The 15,828-nt window shown below is 77.2% G+C and carries 15 protein-coding genes, 1 tRNA gene and 1 riboswitch; of the genes, 6 read left to right on the forward strand and 10 right to left on the reverse strand.

Translation table 11 applies throughout. The features are described 5' to 3' along the window. Positions 1-65 precede the first annotated feature (65 nt). Positions 66-1,274, forward strand: a complete 1,209-nt coding sequence (locus AB8M62_RS02745; protein WP_369052523.1) for a PrsW family intramembrane metalloprotease — start codon at positions 66-68, stop codon at positions 1,272-1,274. 133 nt (positions 1,275-1,407) lie between these two features. Then, a complete protein-coding gene (locus tag AB8M62_RS02750; protein WP_369052522.1) occupies positions 1,408-2,874 on the forward strand; it encodes a malate:quinone oxidoreductase in 1,467 nt (488 codons plus the stop codon). A 14-nt stretch (positions 2,875-2,888) separates the two neighbouring features. Here the strand turns inward: AB8M62_RS02750 and AB8M62_RS02755 are convergent, their stop codons facing one another. Both AB8M62_RS02755 and AB8M62_RS02760 read right to left on the reverse strand, forming a co-directional pair. Next, positions 2,889-3,836, reverse strand: a complete 948-nt coding sequence (locus AB8M62_RS02755) for a core-2/I-branching beta-1,6-N-acetylglucosaminyltransferase family protein (protein ID WP_369052521.1) — start codon at positions 3,834-3,836, stop codon at positions 2,889-2,891. Between the two features lie 113 nt (positions 3,837-3,949). Beyond that, positions 3,950-4,369 (reverse strand): TIGR03618 family F420-dependent PPOX class oxidoreductase, encoded by a 420-nt coding sequence (locus AB8M62_RS02760; protein ID WP_369052520.1) that lies wholly within the window; start codon positions 4,367-4,369, stop codon positions 3,950-3,952. A gap of 111 nt (positions 4,370-4,480) precedes the next feature. Between AB8M62_RS02760 and AB8M62_RS02765 the strand changes: the two genes are divergently transcribed. After that, positions 4,481-4,990, forward strand: a complete 510-nt coding sequence (locus AB8M62_RS02765; RefSeq protein WP_369052519.1) for a methylated-DNA--[protein]-cysteine S-methyltransferase — start codon at positions 4,481-4,483, stop codon at positions 4,988-4,990. Positions 4,991-5,001: 11 nt separating this feature from the next. On the opposite strand, the gene AB8M62_RS02770 is transcribed toward AB8M62_RS02765, so the two are convergent. From AB8M62_RS02770 to AB8M62_RS02795, 6 genes are all read right to left on the reverse strand, one after another. Next, entirely contained in the window at positions 5,002-5,520 is a 519-nt protein-coding gene (locus AB8M62_RS02770) for a low molecular weight protein-tyrosine-phosphatase (RefSeq protein WP_369052518.1), read from the reverse strand. Next, positions 5,517-6,758, reverse strand: a complete 1,242-nt coding sequence (gene cobA / locus AB8M62_RS02775) for a uroporphyrinogen-III C-methyltransferase (protein ID WP_369052517.1) — start codon at positions 6,756-6,758, stop codon at positions 5,517-5,519. The genes AB8M62_RS02770 and cobA overlap by 4 nt, the downstream gene beginning before the upstream one ends. Further along, positions 6,758-8,434, reverse strand: a complete 1,677-nt coding sequence (locus AB8M62_RS02780; protein WP_369052516.1) for a GTP-binding protein — start codon at positions 8,432-8,434, stop codon at positions 6,758-6,760. The genes cobA and AB8M62_RS02780 overlap by 1 nt, the downstream gene beginning before the upstream one ends. After that, positions 8,434-9,324: a sulfate adenylyltransferase subunit CysD gene (gene cysD, locus AB8M62_RS02785; protein WP_369052576.1), complete on the reverse strand. Its 891-nt coding sequence runs from the start codon at positions 9,322-9,324 to the stop codon at positions 8,434-8,436. The genes AB8M62_RS02780 and cysD overlap by 1 nt, the downstream gene beginning before the upstream one ends. A 68-nt stretch (positions 9,325-9,392) precedes the next feature. Then, positions 9,393-10,127, reverse strand: coding sequence for a phosphoadenylyl-sulfate reductase (locus tag AB8M62_RS02790; protein ID WP_369068593.1), 735 nt, complete (start codon positions 10,125-10,127; stop codon positions 9,393-9,395). Continuing rightward, positions 10,124-11,845: a nitrite/sulfite reductase gene (locus AB8M62_RS02795; RefSeq protein ID WP_369052514.1), complete on the reverse strand. Its 1,722-nt coding sequence runs from the start codon at positions 11,843-11,845 to the stop codon at positions 10,124-10,126. The genes AB8M62_RS02790 and AB8M62_RS02795 overlap by 4 nt, the downstream gene beginning before the upstream one ends. Positions 11,846-12,149: 304 nt before the next feature. After that, a riboswitch (SAM riboswitch) is annotated at positions 12,150-12,264 on the forward strand. A gap of 32 nt (positions 12,265-12,296) precedes the next feature. Between AB8M62_RS02795 and AB8M62_RS02800 the strand changes: the two genes are divergently transcribed. From AB8M62_RS02800 to AB8M62_RS02810, 3 genes are all read left to right on the forward strand, one after another. Further along, complete coding sequence (locus AB8M62_RS02800) at positions 12,297-13,202, forward strand: sulfite exporter TauE/SafE family protein (RefSeq protein WP_369052513.1); 906 nt, start codon at positions 12,297-12,299, stop codon at positions 13,200-13,202. Further along, entirely contained in the window at positions 13,199-13,516 is a 318-nt protein-coding gene (gene fdxA / locus AB8M62_RS02805; RefSeq protein ID WP_369068594.1) for a ferredoxin, read from the forward strand. Before AB8M62_RS02800 ends, fdxA begins: the two co-directional genes overlap by 4 nt. A gap of 81 nt (positions 13,517-13,597) precedes the next feature. Next, positions 13,598-14,545, forward strand: coding sequence for a GGDEF domain-containing protein (locus tag AB8M62_RS02810; protein WP_369052511.1), 948 nt, complete (start codon positions 13,598-13,600; stop codon positions 14,543-14,545). Positions 14,546-14,565: 20 nt separating this feature from the next. Here AB8M62_RS02810 and AB8M62_RS02815 read toward each other — a convergent pair whose 3' ends face one another. Both AB8M62_RS02815 and AB8M62_RS02820 read right to left on the reverse strand, forming a co-directional pair. Then, positions 14,566-15,474, reverse strand: a complete 909-nt coding sequence (locus AB8M62_RS02815; RefSeq protein ID WP_369068595.1) for a Gmad2 immunoglobulin-like domain-containing protein — start codon at positions 15,472-15,474, stop codon at positions 14,566-14,568. A gap of 131 nt (positions 15,475-15,605) precedes the next feature. Continuing rightward, positions 15,606-15,678, reverse strand: a tRNA-Arg gene (locus AB8M62_RS02820). Positions 15,679-15,828 lie beyond the last annotated feature (150 nt).

Genomic DNA, 15,828 nt, shown 5'->3' on the forward strand with positions numbered 1-15,828 from the left:
GGCCGCGCCACCGCTGGTTGTGCTGCTCACGGCGCCAGCCTAGGCGGTGCCCTAGCCTGAGCCCCATGCCGGACGACGCCCCCGGCGGCCCGGCCGGTACCCCCGCGCTCGCCGCACCGTCCGGCGCGGGCGCCGGCGGTGCCCCCGCCGCCCGCGCGCCGCGCGGTCGCTCGCTGCTCGTCCTGACCGTGCTCGTGCTGCTGGTGTGCGGGTCGCTGTCCATCGCCGCGGTGACGATGGAGGTCGGGCTGCGCGGCACCCTGCCGGGCCTGCTGCTGGCGGCCGTGCCCGTGGGGCCGGTGCTGGCGACCGTGGTGTGGCTGGACCGTCACGAGGCCGAGCCGCCGCACCTGCTGGCGTTCGCCTTCGGGTGGGGCGCGTGCGTGGCCAGCCTGGGCGCGCTGGTGCTGAACTCGCTGGGCTCGCAGCTGCTGCACCGGGCCGTGGGCGACGTGACGAACACCTCGGTCGTGGTCGCCCCGCTCGTGGAGGAGTCCCTCAAGGGCCTCGGGCTGCTGCTGGTGCTGCTGCTGCAGCGCAGGCACTTCGACGGCGTCGTCGACGGCGTCGTCTACGCCGCGTTCGTGGGGGTCGGGTTCGCCTACCTGGAGAACGTCCTCTACCTGGGCCGCGCGCTGGGCGCCCCGGAGGGGCAGGGCGCGCTCGTGGCGGTGTTCGTGCTGCGCTGCCTGGTCTCGCCGTTCGCGCACCCGCTGTTCACGATGGCCGTGGGCGTCGGGCTGGGGCTCGCCGCCTCCCACCGCTCGCGCCTCGTGCGGGTGGTGGCGCCCGTGGCCGGCCTGGTGGTCTCCGTGGTCCTGCACGCGCTGTGGAACGCCAGCGCCAGCAGCGGGGTGACGACGTTCATCGAGCTGTACCTGCTGCTGCAGGTGCCGGTGTTCGTCGCCGCCGTGGGCGTGGCGCTGGCGGCCCGCTCGCGCGAGGCGCGCCTGGTGGGCCGGCACCTGCAGGTGTACGTGCGCACCGGCTGGCTGACCGCCGACGAGGTCCGCACCCTGTCCTCGACGGGCGGGCGGCGCCTGGCCCGTCGGCAGGTCGCGCGCGGCGGCGGCCGGCCCGCCCTGGCCGCGCTGCGCGAGTTCCACGAGACGGCCACCGAGCTGGCGTTCCTGCGCGACCGGGCGCGCCGGGGCACGGCGCGCCCGGCGGCGGGGGAGGAGGCCGCGCTGCTGGAGCGGCTGGTCGCCGACCGCGCCCAGCTGCTGGCGGTGCTGCCCCCGCCGCGCGCGCCCCTGCCGCCGGCGCCGCGCTGACCCCCGCCCGCGGTCCCGGGCGGCGGCGCCCCGCCGGGGGGACGTAGCCTGCTGGGGCGCGCCGCACGGTGCGCCGGGGGGCGGCCGCGGACGCGGCCGCCGGGACGTCTCGCCGGGACAGAGGGTGGTCAGGGTGCCCACGGAGAACCGCTACGACGCCGTGCTCATCGGCGGGGGCGTCATGAGCGCCACGCTCGCGGCGATCGTCGGGGAGCTGGAGCCGGACTGGTCCGTCCTCGTGCTGGAGCGCCTGGACACCCTGGGCGCCGAGAGCTCCGACCCCTGGAACAACGCCGGCACCGGCCACTCGGCGCTGTGCGAGCTGAACTACACGCCGCAGAAGGCCGACGGCAGCGTCGACATCGCCAAGGCCGTCGCCATCAACGAGTCGTTCCAGGTGAGCCGGCAGTTCTGGGCGCACCTGGTGGAGACCGGCGCCCTGGCCGACCCGGGCGCGTTCATCCGCTCCGTGCCGCACATGAGCTTCGTGCGCGGGGCCGACGTGGACTTCCTGCGCGCCCGGTACGAGGCGCTGTCGGCGCACCCGCTGTTCGCGGACATGCAGTGGACCGACGACCGCGCCGTGGTCGGCGAGTGGGCGCCGCTGCTGCTGGAGGGGCGCGCGCCCGGCGAGCGGATCGCCGCGACGCGCTCGGAGGCCGGCACGGACGTGAACTTCGGCGCCCTGACCCGGGAGCTGCTGGCGGGCGCCGCCGCCCGCGGCGTCGAGGTGCGCACCGGGCACACCGTCACCGACCTGGCCCGCCGCGGCTCCGGGTGGGCGCTGACCGTGCGCTCCGACGCCGCCGGCACCGAGGAGGTCGTCACCCCGTTCGTGTTCGTCGGCGGCGGGGGCGGCGCCCTGCACCTGCTGCAGCGCAGCGGCGTCCCCGAGGGCCGCGGGTTCGGCGGGTTCCCCGTCAGCGGGCAGTGGCTGCGCTGCACGAACCCCGACGTCGTGGCCCGGCACGCGGCGAAGGTCTACGGGCAGGCGGAGGTCGGCGCCCCGCCGATGTCCGTGCCGCACCTGGACACCCGCGTCGTCGACGGGCAGCGGGCCCTCATGTTCGGCCCCTACGCCGGGTTCAGCCCCAAGTTCCTCAAGACCGGGAAGCTGACCGACCTGCCGCGCTCGGTGCGCGCCGACAACCTGCTGCCGATGCTGGCCGTCGCGCGCGACAACGTCCCCCTGACGACCTACCTGGTCAAGCAGGTCCTGCAGTCGCCCGCGCAGCGCCTGGAGGCGCTGCGGGTGTTCTACCCGGACGCCCGCGAGGAGGACTGGGAGCTGCTGACCGCCGGCCAGCGCGTGCAGGTCATCAAGAAGGGCCCGCGCGGCGGGGTGCTGCAGTTCGGCACCGAGCTCGTGCACGCCGCCGACGGCTCGATCGCCGCGCTGCTGGGCGCCTCCCCGGGCGCCTCCACCGCCGTCGACGTCATGCTCAAGCTGCTGCGGCAGTGCTTCCCCGCGCACCAGGAGGCCTGGCGCCCCCGGCTGGTGGACATGGTGCCCAGCTACGGCCGGGCCCTGTCCGAGGACGCGGACCTGCTGGCGAAGGCGTCCGCCCGCACCCGCGACGCCCTGCACCTGACGGCCTGAGGGCGCCCCCCCGCTCAGGCGGGGGAGGTCGTGCCGGTGCCCGCCCGGTCGGCGTCCACCGCCGCGTCGGCGGCCACCACGAAGGCGTCGCTGACGTCCCGCACGACCTTGCGCGCGAAGGCCGCCCCGCTGGCCCGCGCCAGCGGCAGGTCCTCCAGGTGCAGCACACCCGGGTGCGGGGCCCGCTCGGCGAACAGCGCCAGGGTCGTCGGCCCGTGCACCACCCGCAGGTCCGGGTGCGCGGCCAGGACGCTGTGCACGTACGCCTCGTCGGGCAGCAGCGTGGAGGCGAAGAAGCGCACGACGTCGGGACGCTCGTGCGTGGTGCGCAGCAGCCGCGCGACGGCGCGGCGCGAGAGCACCGTCCACAGCGACCCCTTGCGGTAGGGCACCGGCGGCGCGTCCGCGCGCGGGCGCGACACCAGCCACGTGCGCCCGCCCGCCAGGCGCACGTCGGGCGCCCCCGGGACCAGGCCGCCCACCCCGCGGGAGGCGGCCGCGACGGGCCCGGCCAGCCGCGCCGGCAGCAGGCGCCCGCCCGGCAGCCGGTGCCAGGAGCGCTCCCAGCGGTCGCGGTGCTCGCGCGGGTCGGGGTTGAGCAGGGCGTCGACACCGGTCAGCGAGCGCTCCCAGGCGGCCAGGTCCCGCACCGGGTGGTCCTGCCCGGACAGCAGGACGGTGTGCGAGGGCGAGAAGCGCCGCTCCGCCTCCGCCAGCGCCTCCAGCACCGCCGCCACCGTCGACCAGGTGCCCCAGCGGATCGCGGTGCGGCTGCGCAGCACCTGCGCGCCCGCGGCCGCCGCCTCCCGCGGGTCCAGGAACCCCGGCCGGCTGTGCCGCACGAGCACGTGCGCGCCCGGGGACAGCTCCCGCACCCGGCGCGCGGTGCGCAGCACCAGGTCCGCGTCGACGTGGCTCATGAGGACGTAGGCGAAGGCCCCGTCCGCACCCGTGCGCTGCACCGCGCCGTACTCCCGTCCGTGGGCGGCACCGGGACGGCGCCGTGTCGCAGCACAGGGTGGACCAGCGGGAGCGCTCCCACCACCGGTCCGCCGCGACCGGGGGGAGCGCCGCCTCAGCCGCGCTCGTCCCGGCGGGCGGCGCCCCAGCCGTGCCAGCGCTCCACCTCGACGAGGACGCTGACGCGCGGGCTGTCGCGGGTCGGGTAGGGCGTGCCCAGGTAGTGCCCGGACAGGCGGTCGATGTCCGCGAGGTCGGTGTCCTCGCGGACCTCCACGACGCGGCCCTGGAGGCTGACGTGGGTGTACCAGTCGTCCCCGGCCAGCGCGGTCAGGGAGACGCGCGGGTCGCGCTGCAGGTGGCGCAGGCGCGCGCGGGAGGCGTCCAGGTTCAGCAGCACCCGCCCGTCGTCCTGGAGCAGGTACCAGGTGGCGACGGTGACGGGGTGCCCGTCGGGGTGGACGGTCGCCATCACGGCGGGGTTCGGGCGGCGCAGCAGGGCGGTGACGTCGTCGGGAAGCGGGGGGACGGGCACGTCGGGTTCCTCTCCAGGGCGGTCGCGGGCCGGGTGGGCCGCGGGGGACCAGCGGCTGCGATGCTCGCGCAGGCCGCCGCGGGCGCTCGCGGCGGGGGACGGGGGAGCGGCGTGGGGACCGGTGGGGCGCGGTACGGGGTGGTGGCCTCGCCGCTGGGCGACCTGCTCGTGGCCCGCGGCGACGACGGCGTGCGCGGCGTCTGGTTCCCCGGTCACCGCGGTGGGCCGTCCGCGGACGCGCTCGGCGTGCGCGACGAGGCGGCCGTGGCGGACGTGCGCGAGCAGCTGGGCGAGTACTTCGCCGGCGAGCGCTGCGCGTTCGAGCTGCCGCTGGCCCCGGTCGGCGACGCGTTCGCGCAGCGGGTGCGCGCGGCGCTGCTGCGCGTGCCGCACGGGGCGACGACGACGTACGGGGCGCTGGCCCGCGAGCTGGGCGGGCCGGGGTACGCCCAGGCCGTCGGCGCGGCCAACGGCCGCAACCCGCTGAGCGTCCTGGTGCCCTGCCACCGCGTCGTCGGCGCCGACGGGGCGCTGGTCGGCTACGCGGGCGGCCTGGCCCGCAAGCGGTTCCTGCTGGCGCTGGAGGAGGCGCCGGCCGAGGAGGCCGGGCGCCTGTTCTGACCTCCGCGCGCTCAGCCGTCCAGCTGCCGGCGCACGTGCTCCACGACGGCGCCGGCCGCGGCCTCCACCTGCTCCAGCGTGCGCTCGAAGTCCTCCCGGCCGCCGTACCAGGGGTCGTCGATGTCGAGGTCCGCCTCGTCGGCCACCGCGTCCGGTCCCTCCACGTCGGGGGCGTCCGGGTCGAACGAGCGGTACATCCGCACGCGGGCGGCGGCGTCCTCGTCGGGGGCGTTCGTGCGCAGCCAGCGGGCGTGCCGGGCGGTCATCGCCAGCACGAGGTCGCGCCCGCCGATCTCCTCCGGGGTCGCCTGGTGGGCGCGGTGGCGGGGCACGTCGTAGCCGTGCTCGCGCAGCACCGAGGCGGCGCGCGGGTCGACGGGGTTGCCGTGCTCCTCGTCGCTGATCCCGGAGGAGTCGACCTCCACCCGACCGTCCAGGCCCGCCTCGGCCAGGCGCCGGCGCAGCACCACCTCGGCCATCGGGGAGCGGCAGATGTTGCCCGTGCAGACCGTCATGATCCGGTAGGTCACCGGGCCATCCTCGCGACCTCCCCGACGACGACGACCGCCGGGGCTCGCACGCCGCGCGCGGCCGCGACGGCGGCGATGTCCGCGAGCGGGGCCGTGGTGGTGCGCTGGGAGGGCCGCCAGCCGTCCTCGACGACCGCGACGGGGGTCACGGGGTCCTTGCCGTGGGCGAGCAGCCCGGCGGCCAGCGCGGGCAGGGTCGAGACGCCCATGAGGACGACGAGGGTGCCCTCCAGGCGGGCGAGGGCGGCGTGGTCCAGCTCGCCGGTGCTGGTGTCGTGACCGGACAGCACGGTGACGGCGCGGGCGGTGCCGCGGTGGGTCACGGGGATCCCGGCCGCGGCGGGGACCGCGAAGGCGCTCGTCACCCCGGGCACGACCTCGACCTCGACACCGGCCTCGCGGCAGGCCAGGACCTCCTCGCCGCCGCGGCCCAGGACGAAGGGGTCGCCGCCCTTGAGGCGCACGACGTGCCGGCCGGTGCGCGCGGCCTCGACGAGCAGGCGGTTGATCTCGTGCTGGGGGACGGGGTGGTGGTCGGGGGTCTTGCCGACGTCGACGACCTCCACCTCGGGGTCCAGCTCGTCGAGGACGTCCAGCGGCGCCAGGCGGTCGACGACCACCAGGTCGGCCTCGGCCAGCCGGCGTCGCCCGCGCAGCGTGAGCAGCCCGCTGTCGCCGGGGCCGCCGCCGACGAGGGTGACGCGGCCGGGCCCCGGGCGCCGCCGGCGCAGGGGAGCGGGTTCCACCGCTGGGTCCTGCGCCCCGTCCTGCGCCCCGTCCAGCGCTCCGTCCAGCCAGCGGCCCAGGGCCTCGCGCAGGTGGCGGGCGCGGCGCGGGTCGCGCCCGGCCGTCACCGAGACCACCACCTCCCCGCCGCCGGCCAGGTCGCGGCGGGCCACGGCGGGCGTCCAGGCGGTGGAGGCGGCCGCGTCGTCGGCGCGCACGCACCAGGTGCGCCGCTCCTCGGCGGCCGCGGCCAGCGCGGCGTCGGTGCCCGGGTCGCCGGTGGCGGTGTGCACCAGCCAGGCGCCCTCGACGTCGGCCGCGACGGCGGCGCGGGCGTGGTGGACCAGCGCGCCCGCACCGGCCAGGTCCGCGAGGTCCTCGCACAGCTGCGGGGCGACCACGACGACGTCGGCGCCGGCGGCCACGAGGTCCGCGGCGCGGCGGGCGGCCACGGGGCCGCCGCCGGCGACCAGCACGCGCCGGCCGGTCACGTCCAGGTGCAGGGGCAGCATCAGGCCTCCTCGGCCAGCGCGAGCGCGGCCAGGACGTCCGCGACGCCCGGCGCGCCGCCCGCCCCGGTGACGACGACGGCCGTGAGTCCGGCCTCCCCGGCCGGGCGCGCGGCGGTGCGGGCCTCGGCGGCCGAGCCGGCCGCCACCAGCGCCACGAGCCCGGCGTCGGCGAGCAGCCGGGCCACGTGCCCCGTGCGGCGCGCCAGCTCCGCCCGCTCCGCCGGCCCGTCGCCGAGGTCCTCGGCCAGGCCCGCGCGCACGTTGCCGGGGTCCACGGCGTAGGCGGGGCGCCCGGCGGCCAGCAGGGCGGCCTCCGCCTCCCGCAGCGCCTCGGGCGGGGCGCCCACGAGCCACACGGCCGCGCCGCGGTGCGCCCGCGCCGCCCGCGACGGCGTCCAGCGCGGGGCGCTCCCCGTGCCCTCCGGGCCGTCCGCCGGCCGCCCGGCGCCCGCGCGCGGCACGGCCTCGCGCACCACGCCCGCGGCCACCGTGGCGTGGGTGTGCTCGTCGACGAGGACGAACGCGCCGGTGTCCCGGTTGCGGGTGTAGGCGTCGACGACGAGGTCGACGGCCGTGCGCACGGTCACCGTGCCGATGTCGTTGAGCTCCAGCCGGTCCGGGGACGTGACGTCCGCCAGGGTCGCCGGGTCCAGGCGGTCGTGCAGGGCGGTGACCTCCGCCCGCACCGTGCGCGTCGTGTGCTTGAGCAGCAACCGCTGCCCCGGGTGGAGGGGTTCCTCGCCCATCCAGCACAGCTGCGCGCGCAGCTCGCGCGTCACCACGGGCGGGTCCTCCGGCGCGGTGAGCACGTCCCCGCGGCCCACGTCGAGGTCGTCGGCCAGCTGCACCGACACCGACAGCGGAGCCAGGGCGGTCTCGCGCTCCTCGTCCAGCGCGTCCAGGGCCGTGACGCGGGTGTGCGCGCCCGAGGGCAGGACGACCACCTCGTCGCCGGCGCGCAGGGTGCCCGCCGCCAGCCGGCCCGCGTAGCTGCGCCGCGCACCGGCCACCGGCCGCGACACCCACTGCACCGGCAGGCGCAGCCCGCCCTCGCCGGGCGGGGGGACGTCGACGGCGTCCAGGTGCTCCAGCAGCGTCGGCCCGTCCCACCACGGGGTGCGCGCCGAGCGCACCGCCACGTTGTCGCCGTGCTTGGCGGCCACCGGCACCACGAGCAGCGGCACGCCCAGGCGCTCGGCGACGTCCTGCAGCTCCGTGCGCACGCGGTCGAAGGCGCCGCGGTCGAAGTCCACGAGGTCCATCTTGTTCACGGCCGCCACCAGGTGCGGCACGCCCAGCAGCGTCGCGATCCGCGCGTGCCGGCGGGTCTGGTCCAGCACCCCCGCGCGCACGTCGACCAGCAGCATCGCCAGGTGCGCGTTCGAGGCGCCGGTCACCATGTTGCGCGTGTACCGCACGTGGCCGGGGGTGTCGGCCAGCACGTAGTTGCGCGCGGCGGTGGAGAAGAACCGGTACGCGACGTCGATCGTGATGCCCTGCTCCCGCTCGGCGCGCAGGCCGTCCGACAGCGCCGCCAGGTCCGGGCCGTCGGGGCCGTCCACGGCGGCCAGGTGGTCCGTCGGCAGGCTGCCGGTGTCCAGCAGCAGCCGCCCGATGAGGGTGGACTTGCCGTCGTCGACGGACCCGGCCGTGGCCATCCGCAGCAGTTCCCGCATCAGAAGTACCCCTCGCGCTTGCGGTCCTCCATGGCGGCGGAGGAGGTGCGGTCGTCGGCGCGGGTGGCGCCGCGCTCGGAGACGGTCGCCGCGCCGACCTCGGCGAGCACCGCCTCGACGTCGGTGGCGTCCGAGCGCACCGCGCCGGTGACGGTGAGGTCCCCGACGGTCCGGTAGCGCACCCGCAGCCGCTGCACGCGCTCACCGGGCAGCGCCGGGGTCAGGGGCGTGACGGCCAGCAGCATCCCGTCGCGCTCGACGACGTCGCGCTCGTGCGCGTAGTAGATGGACGGCAGGTCCAGGTCCTCCAGGGCGACGTAGCGCCACACGTCCAGCTCGGTCCAGTTGCTCAGCGGGAACACCCGCACGTGCTCGCCGCGGCGGATCCGGCCGTTGTACAGCGACCAGGGTTCCGGACGCTGCGCGCGCGGGTCCCACTGCCCCGCGGCGTCGCGGACGCTGAGCACGCGCTCCTTGGCGCGGGCGCGCTCCTCGTCGCGGCGGGCGCCGCCGAACGCCGCGTCGAAACCCCCTTCGGCGAGGGCGTCGAGCAGCGTGCGGGTCTGCAGGCGGTTGCGGGAGGCGCCGGGGGCGTCCTCGCGGACGCGGCCGCGGTCGATGCTGTCCTGCACGGACGCCACGAGCAGCCGGTGGCCGCCCGCGCGCACCCGCCGGTCGCGGAACTCCAGCACCTCGTCGAAGTTGTGGCCGGTGTCCACGTGCAGCACGGGGAACGGCACGGGCGCGGGACGGAACGCCTTCTCCACCAGGCGCAGCAGGACGACGGAGTCCTTGCCGGCGGAGAACAGCAGCACGGGCCGCTCGAACTCGGCGGCCACCTCGCGCACGACGTGGACGGCCTCGGCCTCCAGCGCGCGCAGGTCGTCCACGGCGCCGGGGCGGGTGACCGGACGGGACCCGGGCGCGGGACGGGGTGCGGGGTGCACGGCGGCGGCGCTCACAGGTGGATCCCGCACTCGGTCTTGGCGCTGCCGGCCCACCGGCCCGAGCGCGGGTCCGCGCCGACCGCGACGGGGCGCGTGCAGGGCGCGCACCCGATCGAGGGGTACCCCTGCGACAGCAGCGGGTTGACGAGCACGCCGTGCTCGTCGGCGTAGCGCTGCACGTCGTCGGCGCTCCAGGCGGCCAGCGGGTTCAGCTTCACCAGCCCGTGCCGCTCGTCGAACTGCACCAGCGGTGTCCCGGCGCGGGTGGGCGCCTCGTCCCGGCGCACCCCGGTGACCCAGGCCTCGTACCCGGCCAGCGCCGCCGCCAGGGGTTCGACCTTGCGCATCCGGCAGCAGGCCGAGGGGTCGCGCTCGTGCAGGCGGGCGCCGAACTCCTCGTCCTGGGCGGCGACGCTCAGCCGCGGCAGGACGTCCACCACCCGCACGTCCATCGTCGCCGCGACCGCGTCGCGGGTGCCGCGGGTCTCGGCGAAGTGGTACCCGGTGTCCAGGAACAGCACGTCCACCCCGGGGGCGTGCCCGGCCACCAGGTGCGGCAGGACCGCGTCGGCCATGCTGCACGCGACGGCCAGCCGGCCGCGGAACTCCGCCGCCGCCCAGGCCGCGACCTCGTCCGCGCCCGCCCCGGCGAGCCGGTCGGCGGCCGCGGCCGCGACGGCCCGCAGCTCCTCGGCGGAGCGGGTGGCGGGGGTCGTCCCCGGGGGGGTGCTCGTGGGGGTGCTCATCGCAGGGCCTCCTCGTCGCTGCGGTGCGCCCAGGCCGCGAACGTCTCGCGGTCGGCGCGGGTGTCCAGGTAGCGGCGCACGACGCGCTCGACGTAGTCGGCCAGACCGGTGGCGCTCACCTTCAGCCCCCGCACGGTGCGGCCCAGCCCGGGTTCGGTGCGGTCGGCGGAGGCCAGCCCGCCGCCCAGGTGGACCTGGAACCCGGGCACCTGCACGCCGTCGTCCCCGGTGACCAGCTGCCCCTTCAGGCCGATGTCGGCGGTCTGGATCCGGGCGCAGGAGTTCGGGCACCCGTTGACGTGCAGCGTGATCGGCGTGTCGAGCTCGATGCCCGCGAGCCGCCGCTCCAGCTCGGCGACCGCCTGCGCCGCCGTGGCCTTCGTCTCGACGATCGCCAGCTTGCAGAACTCGATGCCCGTGCAGGCGATGGTGCTGCGCCGGAACGGCGACGGGGCGGCGGTCAGCCCCAGCTCCCGCGCCGCGGCCAGCAGCGCGTCGACGCGGTCCGGCTCGACGTCCAGGACGACGACCTTCTGGTGGGGGGTCAGGCGGACGCGCCCCGACCCGGCGGCCTCGGCCGCGTCCGCGATGGCCCTCAGCACCGTCCCGCTGACCCGCCCGACGGTGGGGGCCAGGCCCACGTAGCGGCGGCCGTCCTTCTGCTCGTGCACGCCGACGTGGTCGCCCGGCCCGCGCGGCGGCGGCGGTGCCGGACCGTCGGTCAGGCGCCGGCCCAGGTACTCCGTCTCCAGCACCTCGCGGAACCGCGCGGCGCCCCAGTCGGCCACCAGGTACTTCAGGCGGGCCTTGTTCCGCAGGCGGCGGTAGCCGTAGTCGCGGAACACCCGCACGACCCCGTGCCACACCTCGGGCGCCTCGTCCGCGGTGACGAACGCGCCCAGGCGCTGGGCGAGGTGGGCGCTGGTCGAGAGCCCGCCGCCGACCCACACGTCGAAACCCGGCCCGAGCTCGGGGTGGACGACGCCGACGAACGACACGTCGTTGATCTCGTGGACGACGTCCTGGCTGGGGTGGCCGGTGACGGCGGTCTTGAACTTGCGCGGCAGGTTCGCCAGCTCCGGGTCGCCGACGAACCGGCCCACGATCTCCTCGACGACCGGCGTCGGGTCCAGGACCTCGTCGCGGGCGATCCCCGCGACCGGGCTGCCGAGCACGACGCGCGGGGTGTCCCCGCACGCCTCGGTGGTGCGCAGCCCCACGGCCTCCAGCTCGCGCCACACCTGCGGCACGTCCTCGACGCGCACCCAGTGCAGCTGCACGTTCTGCCGGTCGGTGATGTCGGCGGAGTCGCGGCCGAACCGGGTGGACAGGTCCCCGACGACCCGCAGCTGCTCCGTCGTCAGCGCCCCGCCGTCGACGCGGACGCGCAGCATGAAGAACTCGTCGGACAGCTCCTCGTTCGACAGCTGCGCGGTGCGCCCGCCGTCGATCCCGGGCCGGCGCTGGGTGTACAGGCCCCACCAGCGGAACCGGCCGTTGAGGTCGTCGGGGTCGATGGAGGAGAAACCCTCCCGGGCGTACACGCGCTCGATCCGCTCGCGGACGTCGAGGCCCGGGCCGGCGGCCTTGACCTCCTCGTTGTGGTTGAGCGGTGCACGACCGTCCACGGCCCACTGGCCGTTGCTGCGGGTGCGCGCGGGACGGGCCGGCGCCGCGGCGGGTGCGCCGGGCGTCGCGAGCGAGGGGTCGGGTGTCATCGGTCCTCACGGGGGTGCGGGCCCTCCGTGAGGAGCGCCCCTAGCGGTGACGGGGAGGGGTGGGGGAGGTGGTGCGGCGGCAGGCGTAGTTGCTGTGCACGCGCATGAGGTCGACGTACCGGCGCGAGACGAGGCGCACGGTCAGCGGCTGGACCACGTCCCCACCGTAGGGCACGCGGAACCCCCGTCAAGCCCGTCGGGGAGTTCCGCGGGTCCTCCGGCGGGTTCCCGGCGCGGTCCGCGGGGAGTTCCGGCCGGCGCCGGGTGTTGACGGTCCGCGTCCGGCGCCCTAGCGTGGTCGGCAGGTCACGAGTGCCAGCGTCAAGCCCCGGCTCGCTGGTCGGCAACCCTCCTCCGCGGCGGGGTGCTCCGGGTGAGGACCTGGCCGGTCGCCGCACGGTGCCCGGCAAGCGCGGACCTGCGGGTCCACCGGGACGAACGGGAAACCCTCGTGCGCAGACTCGTGCTCCTCGCTGTCGTCGGCCTGCTGGCCCAGCTGGTCGACGGCTCGCTCGGCATGGCCTACGGCGTCACCTCGACGACTCTCCTGCTCCTCGTCGGCACCAGCCCGGCGCTGGCGTCGGCCACCGTGCACCTGGCCGAGATCGGCACCACGCTGGCCTCCGGCGCCGCGCACCACCGGTTCGGGAACGTGGACTGGCGCGTGGTCCGGCGGGTCGGGATCCCCGGCGCCGCAGGCGCTTTCGTCGGCGCCACGCTGCTGTCGTCGCTGCCCGGGGACGTCGCCGCCCCCTTCGTCAGCGTGCTGCTGCTGGGGTTGGGCGTCTACATCCTCGTGCGGTTCTCGGTCACCACCCTGGACGCGCGGTCCCTGCACCGCCCGCTGCGGCGCAGGTTCCTCGCCCCGCTCGGGCTGTTCGCGGGTTTCGTCGACGCGACCGGCGGCGGGGGCTGGGGCCCCGTCGGGACCCCCGCCCTGCTCGCCTCGGGCCGGCTGGAACCGCGCAAGGTGATCGGGTCCGTCGACGCCAGCGAGTTCCTCGTGGCCGTCGCGGCCAGCGCGGGTTTCCTCCTCGGCCTGGGCTCGCAGGGGATCGCCTGGTCGTGGGTCCTCGCGCTGCTGGCCGGCGGGCTGGTCGCCGCGCCGATCGCCGCCTGGCTGGTGCGGTTCGCGCCCCCGCAGGTGCTGGGTGCCGCCGTCGGCACCGTCATCGTCCTCACGAACTCCCGCACCCTGCTGCGCGCCGACGCCGTCGCCGCGCCGGACGGCGTGCGGTTCGCCGTGTACGCCCTGGTGCTGGTCCTCGGCGGCCTGGCCGTGACCAGCGCGGTGCGCCGCCACCGGCGTTCCCGCACCACCCCCGCCCGCCAGCTGCAGAGGAGCACCACCGCGTGACCTACGTCATCGCCCAGCCGTGCGTGGACGTCAAGGACAAGGCGTGCATCGAGGAGTGCCCCGTCGACTGCATCTACGAGGGCGAGCGGTCGCTGTACATCCACCCCGACGAGTGCGTGGACTGCGGGGCCTGCGAGCCCGTGTGCCCCGTCGAGGCCATCTACTACGAGGACGACGTGCCCGAGCAGTGGTCGGCGTTCACCGCCGCCAACGCCGAGTTCTTCGACGCGGTGGGTTCCCCCGGCGGGGCGGGGGCGCACGGCCCGGTGGCCGGCGACCACCCGCTCGTCGCGGCCCTGCCCGCCCCCTCCTGAGGGTCCCGTCCGCGCTGCGCCGTCCGGGTCGCCGTGACCGCCCGGGCTCAAGGCGCGTGCCGGGCGCACCGATCGGGGGACGTGGACACCTCCAGCGTGCCGGAGCGCGGTGAGCGGGCGCCGCTGGTGAGCCTGACACCGCGGCGGCCGGCCGCCGGCCCGACCCGCCGCGCCCGCGCGTCGGCGCCGAGCGCCCTGGACCGCGAGACGTCCCGCGCGGTCCTCGACAGCACCGCGGCCCTCGTCTGCGTCCTCGACGTCCACGGCCGCTTCACCCTGTTCAACCGTGCCTGCGAGGAGCTGACCGGCTACGCGGCCGAGGACGTCCTGGGCGAGGAGATGTTCGACCTCGTCATCGCGCCCGGGGACCGTGAGCTGGCCCGGCAGGGCGTCGCCCTCGGTGTGGCGCACGGGTCCTCCAGCGTCGCGGAGGGGGAGTGGCTGGACCGCGACGGCGGCCACCACCGCATCCGCTGGCACAACACGATCCTGCTCGACGAGGACGGCGTGCCCGACCGCCTCGCGTGCGTCGGTGTCGACGTCACCGAGCAGCGCCGCGCCGAGGAGATGCTGCGCGAGCTGGCGAGCACCGACCCCCTGACCGGGCTGCTGAACCGGCGGGCCCTGTTCCAGGAGGCCGCCGCGGCGCTCGACCCCGCCGGGGAGGGCTGCGGTGTCGTGTGCGCCGACCTCGACGGGTTCAAGCGGGTCAACGACGAGCACGGGCACGCCGTCGGCGACGCCGTCCTCGTCGAGGTCGCCGCCCGGCTGCGCTCCGCCGTCCGCGACGGCGACGTCGTCGCCCGCACCGGAGGCGATGAGTTCGTCCTCCTCCTGCGCGGCGCCGGGTGCGACCCCGCCGACGCCGCCGCGCGCGCCGCGCGGGCCGCCGCGGCCGGCCCGCTGGCCCGCGCCCACGGCGTCGGGGTGAGCGCGGGGTGGGTGCGCGCCGCGGCCGGCGACGACGTCGACGAGGTGCTCTCGCGCGCCGACGAGCGCATGTACGAGGTGAAGCGCGCGCGCCGCTGACCGGCGGCGTGCGCCGGCCCTCACCCGGTGACGGTCACCGTCTTGGAGTCCTCCGCGACGCGCGAGCCGTCGCGGGCGGACTCGCTGAACGCGCGCACGGTGTGCTCGCCCGGCGGCAGGTCGACCGCGACGGAGAAGTCGCCCCGCCCCGGGCCGGCCTCCGACGCCGTCGTCCACCCCTGCGCCACGACCCGCCCGCCGGCGTCCACGACGTCCCAGCCGACGGTGCCCTCGAACACCGTCGCCCGACCGGACACCGTCACCGGCGAGGTCACCCGCGCGCCCTCCTCGGGCTGCAGCACCCACACCGGTCCCAGCACCTCCGCGGCGCTCGCGCGCGCCAGCGCCTCCCCGGCGTGGGCGCCGAGGTCCCACAGGTCGGGCACGCGCGAACCGTCGACGAGCAGCTGCACCCCCGCCACCGACGGGTCCGCGGCCGTCACCGTGTGCACGACCTGCTGGAGCGCGGCCCGCGCGAGAGGCGCGTCCGCGCCCGGCGGTGGCGCGGCCGCCTCCGCGGACAGGTCGACGGTGACGAGGTCCTCCAGCCGCTCCACGCCGAGCAGCCGCGTGCCCTCCGGCCACGGGACCGAGTAGTCGGGGTCGCGCGGCGGCGACAGCGCCACGCCCAGGGCGGTCCTGACCCGGTCACCGTCCAGGGGCACCCGCGCGAACTCCCGGTACAGCGCCACCTCCAGGCCGCCCACCAGGCCGGTGCGGCCGGCGTAGTAGGCGGGGACCGTCACCAGCTCCGGCGGGGCGGACGGGTCCGCCGTCGCCGTCGGGGACGACGGCGAGGACGACGGCGCGGGGGTGCCCGGGGCGGGACCCCCGGCGGGAGCGGGGCCGCACGCGGTCACCAGGGCGGTGACCAGCGCGAGCGCCGCGCCGGCGCGCGGGGGACGGGGAGTGGACTCCTGCTCGGTCACGGCGCTGCTCCTCCCGGACGCCGCAGCGCCGCGACGCCGCAGCGCTGCGAGGCCCATCGTCCTCGCCCGCGACGGCCTGCGCGCGGTGAGCGGCGGACGGGCGCGGGGACGGGAGGGTCGGTGCGGGAGGGTGCCCCCGGCAGGATTCGAACCTGCGACACACGGTTTAGGAAACCGATGCTCTATCCCCTGAGCTACGGAGGCGCGGCCCGCGCGGGCGGGCCGGGGCGAGTCTAGCGGGGCGGCTGCCGGGGCCCGCGGGCGCGGCGTCGCCGCCCGCCGGGAGCGTTCGTCATCGTCGAACGCCGCTGGCGTACGACGTCATGTCGTTCTCCCACAACGAACATCGCGGCC

This window comes from Kineococcus terrestris (assembly GCF_041020755.1).
GTDB lineage: Bacteria > Actinomycetota > Actinomycetes > Actinomycetales > Kineococcaceae > Kineococcus > Kineococcus terrestris.